We start from the raw sequence: 11,332 nt of genomic DNA, 5'->3' as shown, positions 1-11,332 counted from the left end.
TCAGCGCTGACGCTCCAGCCGGGTATGGACGCGGCCCTTCAGCACCACGCGGTCGCCCTTGTCGGTGACGTTGTAGGCGTTGGCCTGCGTGCTGCCCTTGGGGCCGCTGCCCGAGATGCCGGCGTCGCCGCTGACCTCGCCCGTCTTCATGTTGATCAAGGCGCGAGGGGCGTCGAAGTCATATCCCTCGGCGCTGGTGATCTTGACGTCGTCGGTCAGCAGCAGGGTGTTCTCGGCCTCGCGATAGAGGCCGATCTTGGCCACCGCCTGGCTGGGATTGGGCTGGCCGTAGCCACGCACCAGGACGGGCGAGACCAGGTGGACCAGATTCTCGTCCTTGGGGTCACGCTCGGCGCTCGCCGCGGTGATCAGGAACGGACGGCCGTCCTTGAGCACGCCGGTAAAGCGCGGCTTGTCCAGCACCAGGGGCGAGGCGGCGGTCTGGGTCTGCAGCTTGCTCGAGGCGAAGGTGTTCCACGACGCCTGGACGATCACGGCGACGGCGACGCCGATGGCGAACACGGCCAAGGCGAAGCGCAGCCGCCGGACCGGCTTGCGGCGGCGGTTGCGGGCGCGTTCAGCCGCGCTTTCGGTGGGAGGGACGGCGGAAACGCCATCGGTCTGGGTGAGCATTTGGGAGAATGGATAGTCCCACGTTGTCATTCGCCCAAGACCTTTGTTTTCCGGTGCGCGGTCCTGGCGCGGGTAAGCGCCGTGCAGATGGCGTCGGCGGACGTTGCGTCAAGTGCGTTGTCGGGGCGGCGAAGCCCGGGATGACAACCCGCCGGTGGCTGATGGGGATTGGATCGCGTCTCGCGCACGTCCGTTCTGGACCGCCTCCACGCTTAGAATCGCACTTCCGACATGGCGGCCGACCAGTCGGTGTTGGGTTTCGTGGTATGGCCGGCGTCGCCGACGCGGTGACGAACGTCTGCGGCTGGATCACGGCGTACGCGCTGCCGCAAAACCCGGCGCCCGCCGCCAAGATGATCGCCGCGTTGAATCACATCAGCGGCGGCCGGGGCGGACTGAACATCGTGGTCGAGGCCTGCAAGGTCGAGTTCGAGCAGATTGGCGCCTGGAACGATTCGCTGTTCCACGATGATCGGGCGCTCAGAATCTTGGACCTGAACACCGCGATCCTGACCAACTCGGCCAGTGTGGCCGCCGCCTGGAGCGCTTGAGATCCGCGGCCGGAGCGAGCTTGGCGAGTCGCGAAGGGGCCTTCGATCTATCCGGACGAACCGTTCGACGCATGGGCCTTTGTCGGCGCAGTCGCCGCGCGGAGATCGTCTTCCAGCATCCAGAGCCGGTCCTGGCCCCAGTGCGCCTGGCACCCCCGCACCCGGAAGGTTGGCGCGCCCCAGAGACCGGCGTCCAGCAGCGCGGCGCGGTTGACCTCGGCGCGGTCGCGCCAGCTGTCGTCGGCCAGGGCCGTCGCGGTCTGGGCGTCGTTGAGGCCAGCCCGGCGGGCGGCGGCGTAGAGGCCGCGATCCTCGGCCAGGGCCATGCCGTCGGCGAAGGCGGCCTTCAGGCCCGACTCGGCGAATTCCTCGCCCAGGCCAAGGTCGATCGCGTGGTGCAGCACCGCCAGCGCCCGCTCGGCGCCGGCCCCGACGGGATCGACGATCTTGCCGAAGGGCAGGCCCAGGCGCTCGGCTTCGCGCTTGCAGTCCAGGGTGATGTACAGGGTCTTCTCGCGGGGCACGGCCAGACCGCGCATCACCATCGGCAGGATCGGCCGCAGCTGCAGATCCGCGCCATGGGCCCGGGCCAGGTCGCGGATGCGCGGCAGGACCAGCCAGGAATAGGGACTGCGGAACGAGAACCAGGCCTCGATCGTCGGCCTGATCGCGCCGGGCGCCGCCAGCAGGGTCGGCTCCAGGGCTGGGCCCAGCCGCGGGGTTCCGGGTTCGCGATCGAGGCCGCGCGCCGCGAGCCGGGCCTCGAGGTGACCCAGGCGATCGACGCCCCAGAACCACTCGCCCTCGAAGTGGAACATGCCGCCCAGATAATGCCCCAGCTGCGTGCGTCGCCGCTGGCTGAAGGTCAGGAGGTCGTCGCAGAGGTCCGGGTCCTGGCCGCTGGCCCAGGCGGCCATGCCGGCCAGGGTCTTGGTGTCGCCCGACCACAGGGCGGCGCCGGCCGCCGAGGCGATCTCCTCGAACGCTCCGCGCTCGATCGCGTCAGCCAGAACAGTCTGTAACTGGCGCACGTCCTCGGCCGAGGGCAGTTGAGCGTCGGCGGGGAAGCCCATGCCCCTGGCCCGCGCCAGGCGGGCGGCGTCGCGCAGGCCGTAGGCGCGCAGGCGCTCGCGGTCGGGCGCGGCCGAGTCCTCCGGCGGCGGGACCAGATAGGGATCGATCTCGACGCCATAACGAGCGCGCAGGCGCGGCAGCATTTGCACGGCCAGGTGCGAATAGGGATCGTCGGCCTGGTGGAAATAGCGGACGGTCGGACTCTCCCCGCGAAGCTGGGCGGATGCGGCGGCCAGGTCGCGCGCCATTCGGCGACGCGCCGGGCTGGTCAGGGCGGTGGTCACGCTTCGCATGATCAGGGTGCGCATGGACATGGCGACGGCCTCCCAACTGTCGGGCGCATGACATCTAGCGGCACGGTGAATGTCAATATATGCTCCGACGAACGATAAGAGGGAGGCGCTCATGAAGGCCTGGAAGGTGTTCTCGGGGATTGTCGTGCTGCTGGTCGCGGCCGGCGCGGCGGCCTGGCATTTCCGCTTCGACCTGATCATCATGCTCGCGCGCGCCAAGCAGCCGAAGATCGAGGCCAATCACGCGGTGACCTGGGCGCAGGGCCCGGTCGCGCCGCCGGCGGGCCAGCGGCCGCCGAACGTGGTGTTCATCCTGGCCGACGACCTTGGCTACAACGACGTCACTCTGAATGGCGGCGGCGTCGCGAACGGCGCCGTGCCGACCCCGGCCATCGACTCGATCGCCCATCAGGGCGTCACCTTCGCCAACGGCTACAGCGGCAACGCCACCTGCGCCCCGTCGCGCGCGGCGATCATGACCGGCCGGTACGCCACCCGCTTCGGCTTCGAGTTCACGCCCACCCCCGTGGCCTTCTCGCGCGTCGTCGGCGGCCATCAAGGCGACTCGCTGCACCCCTCGCACTTCAACAAGGACGAGGTGAAGAACACGCCGAAGGACGACAGCACCGAGGCCGTGCCCTCGACCGAGATCACCATCGCCGAGGCGCTGAAGACCCGCGGCTATCATACCGTCCACCTGGGCAAGTGGCACCTTGGCGGGGTCAAGGGCTCACGGCCCGAGGACCAGGGCTTCGACGAGAGCCTGGGCTTCATGGCCGGCGCCTCTCTGTTCGCGCCGGTCGGCGACCCGTCCGTCGAGGAGTTCGCGCCAGGACTGGGATCCGATCGACAAGTTCCTGTGGGGCGCCCTGCCGTTCGCCGTGCAGTACAACGGCTCGAAGATGTTCCACCCGTCGACCTACATGACCGACTACCTGACGGATGAGGCGATCAAGTCGATCGACGCCAACAAGAACCGGCCGTTCTTCATGTACCTCGCCTACAACGCGGTCCACACGCCCTGCAGGCGCCCAAGGCCGACTACGACGCCCTGCCGCAGATCAAGGATCACCGCCTGCGCGTCTATGGCGCCATGGTCCGCAACCTGGACCGCAACATCGGCCGGGTGTTGCAGGCGCTGAAGGACAAGGGGCTGGACGACAACACCCTGGTGATCTTCACCTCCGACAACGGCGGCGCCAACTATATCGGCCTGCCCGACATCAACCGGCCGTATCGCGGCTGGAAGGCGACTTTCTTCGAAGGCGGCATCCACGTGCCGTTCCTGCTGCGCTGGCCGGGCCAACTGCCGGCGGGCGCGGTCTATCGCAGTCCGGTCGGCCACGTGGACATCTTCGCCACGGCCGCGGGCGCGGCCGGCGCGACTCCGCCGAAAGACCGCGTGATCGACGGCGTCGACCTCGTGCCGTTCGTCAAGGGCAAGGCCAGCGGCGACCCGCACAAGGCCATGTACTGGCGCTCGGGCCGCTACAAGACGGTGATGGCCGGCGGCTGGAAGCTGCAGGTGGCCCAGGAGCCGAACAAGGCCTGGCTGTTCGACCTCAACACCGACCCGACCGAGCGACACGACCTGTCAAAGACCCGGCCGGACAAGCTCAAGGAGATGCAGGCGACGCTGGCCCAACTGGACAGTCAGATGGTCAAGCCCGCCTGGCCCTCGCTGGTCTCGGGCGCCTTCTATATCGACCATCCGGGCGGCCAGAAGGCCAAGGCCAGCGACGAGTACGTTTATTGGGACAATTGAGGGCCGTTCCTTTCCTCATGCTCCTGGCGCTGGCGGGCTGCGGCAAGCCGGCGCCGAAGGCCTGCCTGACCGACCCACCCATCGCCGACCCCGCGCACCGCACGGCCGGCATGGTCCGCATCGCGGGCGGCGACTTCGCCATGGGCGCGGCGCCGCTGCGGCCGGAGGAGGGGCCTCCGCGGACGGTCAAGGTCGCGCCGTTCTGGATCGACCGCACGGAAGTCACCAACGCCGCCTTCGCGCGGTTCGTCGACGCCACGGGCTACCGCACCCTGGCCGAACGACCGCTCGATCCCGCGCGCTACGCCCAGCTGTCGGCGGCGCAGCGGCGTCCGGCCTCGCTCGTCTTCGTGGGGGCGAAGGGGGCGAGGTCGGACGATCCCTCGCAATGGTGGCGGGTCATTCCCGGCGCGGACTGGCGGCATCCGGAGGGACCGCGCTCGACGATCAAGGGCCGCGAGGCCTGGCCCGTGGTCCACATCGCCTGGGAGGACGCCATGGCCTACGCCCGGTGGCTGGGGCGCGATCTGCCGACCGAGGCCGAATGGGAATACGCCGCGCGCGGCGGCCTCGTGGGCAAACGCTATACCTGGGGCGACCAGCCGGCTGATCCGCGGCATCCGCGCGCCAATACCTGGCAGGGCGTCTTCCCGGCCCAGGATCTGGGCAGCGACGGCTACAAGGCGCGGGCTGCGCCGGTCGGCTGCTATCCGCCCGATGGCTATGGACTCGTCGACATGGCCGGCAATGTCTGGGAGTGGACCGGGGACTGGTTCAGGCCGGGCCTGGAGGTCGCCAGCGTCATCGAGGCCGGCGGTCCGCCCGAAATCCGCGCCCTCGACCCCGACGAGCCGAACACGCCCAAGCACGTGATAAAGGGCGGTTCGTTCCTGTGCGCCGACGACTACTGCTTCCGCTACCGCCCGGCGGCCCGCACATCCGGACCGCCAGACGGCGGGGCGTCTCACATCGGGTTCAGGACGGTTTACCGCGAGCCCTAGACGCCCGGACCCGGCTTGGTGCGGATGTTCAGCTGTCCCGCCAGGCCCGCCTTGCGGTGGTGTTCGATGGCGTGCATCTCTGGCGACAGGGCCATCTTCTGGAAGGCGGCCAGGGACGGGTATTCGGCCAGGGCCACGGCGTCCCACATTTCCTCGATCTCGCCGATCATCAGGCCGGTGACCGCTCCGCTATAGCGGATCTGGCCGCCCAGCGCCTTGACCAGCTTGGCGACCTCGACGCCATAGCGGTTATAGGCCTCGCGGCCGCTCAGCTCGGGCTCGGAGCCGTCCTCATAGGCGGCCTTCTCGCGGAACTTCAGCAGGTTGACCATCACGAACGGTCCGTCCTCGGCGCTGCCGAAGAACGCCTGGAACTGTTCGGGCGAGGGAAAGACGTGATTGACGACGTTCATTCGGCGAACTCCTTTCGCGGCAGGCTAGCGACAAGGCCATCGAGCAGGGTGGCGATCTCGCCGGGGCTGTCTTCCTGCACGAAGTGGCCGCCCTTCAGCGTGGTGTGGGCGGCGGTCTTGGCGCCCGGCACGCGGGACTGGAACACCGCCTCGCCGCCGCGGGTGATCGGGTCGGCGTCGCTGAAGGCGGTGATGAAGGGTTTGTCGAAGGTTTCCAGCACAGCCCACGCGGCCTTGTTCTCGGCCACCGAGGCGTGCTCGGGCGTGATCGGCACCAGGGCTGGAAAGATCCGCGCGCCTTCCTTGTAGGTCTCGTCGGGGAAGGGGGCGTCATAGGCCGCGCGCTCGGCGTCGGAGAGATCGCGCGCCGTGCCGCCGTTGAGGATGAAGCCGATCGGCAGTTCCGGAACGTTCTGGCTGAAGTTCAGCCAGGCCTCGAAACCCTCGCTCTTGCCCGAACCGACCGGCAGGCCCGTGTTGGAGACGACGACGGCGGCGAACCGCTCGGGGAAGGCCGCCACCAGGCGCAGGCCGATCAGCCCGCCCCAGTCCTGGCAGAACAGGACGATGTCGGTCAGTTCGTTGCGGACCAGCCAGTCGCTCATCCAGGCCACGTGCCGTTCATAGGTGTAGTCCTCGCGCGAGGCCGGCTTGTCCGAGCGGCCAAAGCCCACCAGGTCCGGCGCGATCGCCCGGCGCCCGCGCGCCGACAGGTCGGCGATGACCTTGCGGTACAGATAGGCCCAAGACGGCTCGCCATGCATCAGCAGGATCGGCCTCTGGTCCTTGGGGCCTTCGTCGACATGGTGGATGCGTAGCGGCGTGCCGTCGGCGTCGACCACCGGCGTGTAACGGGGCGCGTAGGGCCAGTCGACCAAGCCCTCGAACCGTTCGTCCGGCGTGCGCAACACGTCCATTCCGTTCTCCCTCGATACCGCCTTGCGGATTTCTATTGACACTATGAGTGCCATTATGACGCTACTGGGTCAAGTTCTGGGAGGAACATATGCGCAAGGTTTGGATCGGGTTGGGCGCCGTGGCGGGCGTCGTCGCCATCGCCCTGGGCCTGGCGTGGCTGTTCCGAGAACACATCGCCGAGGCGGGCATGCGCAGGCTCTATGAAACGGCCCTGGCGACCGATCCGCTGGCCGAACTGCCGGACGGTCTGCACGTCGGCCTCTGCGGCTCGGGCGCGCCGATGCCGGATCCGACGCGAGCGGGACCTTGCGTGGCGGTGGTGGCGGGCCAGGACCTGTTCGTCGTCGACTCCGGCTCGGGCTCGACCCGCAACCTGCTGCTGATGAACCTGCCGCCGCCCCGCCTGAGCGCGGCCTTCGTCACCCACTATCATTCCGACCACATCGCCGACCTGGGCGAGCTGATGCTGCAGCGCTGGGGCGGGGGGGCCGCGCACGCGCCGCTGCCGATCTACGGACCGACGGGCCTTGATCAGGTGGTGAAGGGCTTCCAGGACGCCTACACCCTGGATCGTGGCTACCGCGTCGCCCACCACGGCGAGGCCGTCATGCCGCCCTCGGGCTTTGGCGCGGTCACGCACGTCTTCACCGCCGATCCGAGCGGACCCGACGTGCTGGTGCTGGAAAAGCCGGGCCTGAAGGTCTGGGCCTTCCCGGTCAAGCACGACCCGGTCCATCCGGCCGTCGCCTATCGCTTCGAGTACAAGGGCCGCACCGCCGTGATCAGCGGCGACACCGGTCCGTCCGAGCGGCTGGTCAAGGCGGCCAAGGGCGTCGACCTGCTGGTCCACGAAGGCCTGTCGCCAAATCTCGTGGCGATCCAGAAGGATGTCGCCGAGAAGGCTGGGCGGACGAACTACGTCCACATCTTCCACGATATCCTAGACTACCACACCGCGCCCGAGACCGTGGCCGCGGAGGCCAAGGCGGCCGGGGTGAGGGAAGTATTGTTCTACCACATCATCCCGCCGCTGCCGGTCCGGGCGCTGGAAGGGCCGTTCCTGGGCCGCTCGCGCGCGATCTTCGGCGGACCGATGAAGGTTGGCCGCGACGGCGACTTCGCCAGCTTGCCGGCCGGCTCCACCGAGATCAAATGGTCCAACCGGCTCGACCTTCTGAAGCTTTAGGTGGTCGTCCGCGTTCCGCGGGTCTAAGCAAGGGCCATCAGTGGGAGGGCCCAGGGCCGTGAGTTCCGCCGCGCGCAATCTTCGTCCGGGAGCCGACGTCGCGTCCGAGACCGCGATCGATGGTCGCCGCAAGCGCTCTCAGGACAGCCGCGCCCGCATCGTCCAGGCCATGCTGGAGCTCGTGCGCGAAGGCGACGTCTCGCCGTCGGCCGAGCTGGTCGCCGCCCGCGCCGACGTCGGCCTTCGCACGGTCTTTCGCCACTTCAACGACCTCGACAGCTTGTATCGCGAGATGTCGGCGGTGATCGAGAGCGAGCTGATGGCCCTGGTCCATACGCCGTTCAAGGGCGAGAGCTGGCGCGAACGGGTGCTGGAGCTGGTCGAGCGTCGCGGCTGGGCCTACGAGAAGATCGCGCCGTTCAAGCGCGCCTCGGAAGTCCACCGCCACCAGTCACCGGCCCTGGCCGTCGACAACGCCAAGATGGTGCAGATCGCGCGTGAGATCCTGCGCGCCCAGCTGCCGCCCGAGCTGGCCAAGGACCGGGTGCGGTTCGAGGCCATGGACCTGCTGCTGAGCTTCGACGCCTGGCATCGGCTGCGCCGCGACCAGGACCTGTCGCCCAAGCGCGCCACCGAGGTGCTCCAGGGCGTTCTCGGCGGGCTGCTGGATGCGCCGATCGGCGACTGAAACCTCGGGGACGGAGGTAACGCCGGTCGAGGCTGCTCAATTCCCCGACCGGCAGGTCCGCCAGCCGTAAGGGGCGTGCTGGCGTCCTCCGTCTGGTAGACGTTCCCGGGGGGACTAACCCTCAAGTCTGGCCGCAAAAAAATCGTGTTGTTGGAGCGTGGCGTTCGGCTTGTGGAAGACCTGCTGCCATGAAGTGGCAACAGCGCGAGGCGCGCACGGTTGTCACGGCGAAGCGGAACACCGAAGTTCTCGGAACGTTGTCATCGACTTGGGCCTTGGCCCAGCGCCGCTTTAGCTCGCAGGAGCCACCATGATCCCGGACGAAATGCCCGTGACGGATCTCGCCGATGCTTCGGCGGATGTCCTGATCGACCTCTACCGCCGCGTGCGACGTCGCACCGAGGTTCTGGCCGCGCCGCTGTCGCCCGAGGACCAGTCGGCCCAGTCGATGCCCGACGCCAGCCCGACCAAGTGGCATCGGGGGCATACGACCTGGTTCTTCGAGACCTTCCTGTTGACGCCGTTCCTGGCCGGCTACGCGGTTCACGATCCGCGGTTCAGCTACATCTTCAATTCGTACTACGAAGCCGTCGGTCCCCGGCAGCCGCGGCCGCAGCGCGGTCTGCTGACCCGGCCGTCGGCCCAGGAGGTCAGCGCCTATCGCGCCCATGTCGACGCGGCCATGGTGCGCCTGCTGGCCGGTGCGCTGACGCCCGAGATCCGCGAGCGGCTGGAACTGGGCTTGAACCACGAGGAGCAGCATCAGGAGCTGATCCTGATGGATATCCTGCATCTGTTCGCCCAGTCGCCGCTCAGTCCAGCCTATCAGCCCGGCGCCGCGACCCCGCGTCCGGATCCGGGCCCGCAGCGCTTCCACCGCTTCGCCGGCGGCCTGGTCGAGATCGGGGCCTGCGAGAACGGCTTCGCGTTCGACAACGAGCGGCCTCGCCACAAGACCTATGTCGCGCCGTTCCGCCTGTCCGATCGCCTGGTGACCAATGGCGAGTGGCTGGCCTTCATCGAGGCCGGCGGCTACGGCCGCGCCGAGCTTTGGCTCTCCGAGGGCTGGGCAAAGGTCAACGAGGAAGGCTGGGAGGCTCCGGGTTACTGGCGCCGCGACGAGACCGGCGACTGGACCACCATGACGCTGCGCGGCCGTCATCCGGTCGATCCGAACGCACCCGTCGTGCATGTCAGCTATTACGAGGCCGCAGCCTACGCCGCCTGGGCCGGCCGCCGCCTGCCGACCGAGGCCGAATGGGAAGCCGCCGCCACGGCCACCGGCGCTCCGTCAGCGCTTCGCCAACTGTGCGGCGCGGCCTGGCAGTGGACCGCCAGCGCCTACAGCGCCTATCCGGGCTTCCGCCCCGGTCCGGGCGCGCTGGGCGAATACAACGGCAAGTTCATGGTCAGCCAGATGGTGCTGCGCGGCGGCTGCGAGGCCACCCCGCCCGGCCATTCGCGCGCGACCTATCGCAACTTCTTCCATCCGGGCAGCCGCTGGATGTTCGGTGGCGTGCGTCTGGCCGACGATGATCGCCTGAGCGAGGTCAAGCCGGGCGACCGTTTCCGCGACGAGGTCGTGGCCGGCCTGTCGGCCACGCCCAAGACCCTTTCGGCCAAATACTTCTATGACGCCGAGGGCTCGCGCCTGTTCGAGGCGATCTGCGAGCTCCCGGAGTACTACCTGACCCGCGCCGAGACGGCGCTGTTGCGCCGGATCGCGCCGGAACTGGCCGCTCGCATCCCCGACGACGCCGTGCTGGTGGAGTTCGGCAGCGGGGCCAGCACCAAGACCCGCATCGTGCTGGACGCGGCGCCTCAGATCGCCGTCTACGCGCCGATCGACATCAGCCCTTCGGCCCTCGATGAGGCCGCGGCGAGCCTGCGACAGGACTATCCGAGCCTGGCCGTCGCCCCGTTGGTCGATGACTTCACTCAGGCCATGACCCTGCCTGACGGCGCCAAGGGCCATACGCCCGTCGGCTTCTTCCCCGGCTCGACGATCGGCAACTTCGCGCCGGACGAGGCCGAGGCCCTGCTGCGTCAGGCTCGAGCCCTGTTGGGCGAGGGTTCGCTGTTCATCGTCGGGGCCGATGTGGCCAAGGATCCGGCCGTGCTGATCCCGGCCTATGACGACGCCCAGGGCGTGACCGCAGCGTTCAACCGCAATGTCCTGGTTCACATCAATCGCGAGCTGGGCGGCAACTTCGACCCCGCCGCCTTCGCGCACAAGGCGGTATGGAACGCCCGGGAGAGCCGCATCGAGATGCATCTGGAAAGTACGCGCGACCAGATCGTCATGGTCGGCGATTACGGCTTCCGGTTCGCCGCCGGCGAGACCATCCACACCGAGAATTCGTACAAGTATCCGTCCGAGGTCTTCGAAAATATCGCCCGCCGCGCCGGCTGGACCGTGACCCAGCGCTGGATCAGCGAGAGCCCGACCTTCGCGGTTTATGCGCTGACCGCCTGATTGGGCGATGGGGGCGCGCCATCCAGACACACGAAGACGCGCCGGTTTCGAGAAATCGAGACCGGCGCGTCAAGGTCGTTGGTCTATCGTCTTCTAAAGCGCGCGCTCGCCGGGGCGACCGCCGCGTGAAGAAGATCCGCCTTTTCGGCCGGCGTTGGCCGCCAGATCACGGTCCTTGGCGAAGCTGCGTTTCTCACTGGGCACGCTAGCTCCGCCCTTCCTGGCGATCTCACGGCGGCGTTCCGGGTCCATGGCGGCGAAACCGCGACGACCGCGGGGACGTTCGCTATCGGTGTCCATGTGGGGCTCCTAGTCTGGTCACAGGCGGCACGAG

General features: G+C 68.5%; 11 protein-coding genes and 1 pseudogene. 7 read left to right on the top strand and 5 right to left on the bottom strand.

Annotated features, from left to right (window positions below; all coding sequences use genetic code 11):
* Entirely contained in the window at nt 1-633 is a 633-nt protein-coding gene (lptC, locus tag ACHMW8_RS24670) for an LPS export ABC transporter periplasmic protein LptC (protein WP_395444080.1), read from the bottom strand.
* Between the two features lie 266 nt (nt 634-899).
* Here lptC and ACHMW8_RS24665 point away from each other — a divergent pair, with 266 nt between their 5' ends.
* The gene (locus ACHMW8_RS24665) at nt 900-1,184 is read left to right on the top strand and encodes a hypothetical protein (RefSeq protein ID WP_395444079.1); all 285 of its coding nucleotides are present in this window, start codon (nt 900-902) and stop codon (nt 1,182-1,184) included.
* A gap of 47 nt (nt 1,185-1,231) precedes the next feature.
* On the opposite strand, the gene ACHMW8_RS24660 is transcribed toward ACHMW8_RS24665, so the two are convergent.
* Entirely contained in the window at nt 1,232-2,572 is a 1,341-nt protein-coding gene (locus ACHMW8_RS24660) for a DsbA family protein (RefSeq protein WP_395444078.1), read from the bottom strand.
* Between the two features lie 91 nt (nt 2,573-2,663).
* On the opposite strand from ACHMW8_RS24660, the gene ACHMW8_RS24655 reads away from it, so the two are divergent.
* The 3 genes and pseudogenes from ACHMW8_RS24655 (at nt 2,664) to ACHMW8_RS24645 (ending at nt 5,317) form a co-directional block, all read left to right on the top strand.
* Nucleotides 2,664-3,497, top strand: a complete 834-nt coding sequence (locus tag ACHMW8_RS24655) for a sulfatase-like hydrolase/transferase (RefSeq protein WP_395444077.1) — start codon at nt 2,664-2,666, stop codon at nt 3,495-3,497.
* A 30-nt stretch (nt 3,498-3,527) separates the two neighbouring features.
* Nucleotides 3,528-4,316, top strand: a pseudogene (locus ACHMW8_RS24650) (sulfatase-like hydrolase/transferase); the annotation flags it as partial.
* Nucleotides 4,304-5,317 carry a formylglycine-generating enzyme family protein gene (locus tag ACHMW8_RS24645; RefSeq protein WP_395444076.1) on the top strand — a complete coding sequence of 338 codons (1,014 nt, stop codon included), beginning with the start codon at nt 4,304-4,306 and terminating at the stop codon, nt 5,315-5,317. The pseudogene ACHMW8_RS24650 and the gene ACHMW8_RS24645, both read left to right, overlap by 13 nt.
* On the opposite strand, the gene ACHMW8_RS24640 is transcribed toward ACHMW8_RS24645, so the two are convergent.
* Entirely contained in the window at nt 5,314-5,730 is a 417-nt protein-coding gene (locus tag ACHMW8_RS24640; RefSeq protein ID WP_395444075.1) for a DUF1330 domain-containing protein, read from the bottom strand. The two genes, ACHMW8_RS24645 and ACHMW8_RS24640, sit on opposite strands and share 4 nt — an antisense overlap.
* Nucleotides 5,727-6,647, bottom strand: a complete 921-nt coding sequence (locus ACHMW8_RS24635) for a haloalkane dehalogenase (protein WP_395444074.1) — start codon at nt 6,645-6,647, stop codon at nt 5,727-5,729. Before ACHMW8_RS24635 ends, ACHMW8_RS24640 begins: the two co-directional genes overlap by 4 nt.
* 89 nt (nt 6,648-6,736) lie before the next feature.
* Here ACHMW8_RS24635 and ACHMW8_RS24630 point away from each other — a divergent pair, with 89 nt between their 5' ends.
* The 3 genes from ACHMW8_RS24630 (at nt 6,737) to egtB (ending at nt 10,998) form a co-directional block, all read left to right on the top strand.
* Nucleotides 6,737-7,834 carry an MBL fold metallo-hydrolase gene (locus ACHMW8_RS24630; RefSeq protein WP_395444073.1) on the top strand — a complete coding sequence of 366 codons (1,098 nt, stop codon included), beginning with the start codon at nt 6,737-6,739 and terminating at the stop codon, nt 7,832-7,834.
* Nucleotides 7,835-7,892: 58 nt separating this feature from the next.
* A complete protein-coding gene (locus ACHMW8_RS24625; protein ID WP_125157398.1) occupies nt 7,893-8,522 on the top strand; it encodes a TetR/AcrR family transcriptional regulator in 630 nt (209 codons plus the stop codon).
* A 310-nt stretch (nt 8,523-8,832) separates the two neighbouring features.
* Entirely contained in the window at nt 8,833-10,998 is a 2,166-nt protein-coding gene (gene egtB / locus ACHMW8_RS24620; RefSeq protein WP_395444072.1) for an ergothioneine biosynthesis protein EgtB, read from the top strand.
* A gap of 93 nt (nt 10,999-11,091) precedes the next feature.
* Here the strand turns inward: egtB and ACHMW8_RS24615 are convergent, their stop codons facing one another.
* Nucleotides 11,092-11,298, bottom strand: a complete 207-nt coding sequence (locus tag ACHMW8_RS24615) for a general stress protein (RefSeq protein ID WP_047413350.1) — start codon at nt 11,296-11,298, stop codon at nt 11,092-11,094.
* Between the last annotated feature and the right edge of the window lie 34 nt (nt 11,299-11,332).

It is taken from the genome of Caulobacter sp. UC70_42, assembly GCF_044056025.1.
Taxonomy (GTDB): domain Bacteria; phylum Pseudomonadota; class Alphaproteobacteria; order Caulobacterales; family Caulobacteraceae; genus Caulobacter.
The sequence above is the reverse complement of the archived record's forward strand: the minus strand, read 5'-3'. Positions and strand labels throughout refer to the sequence as shown.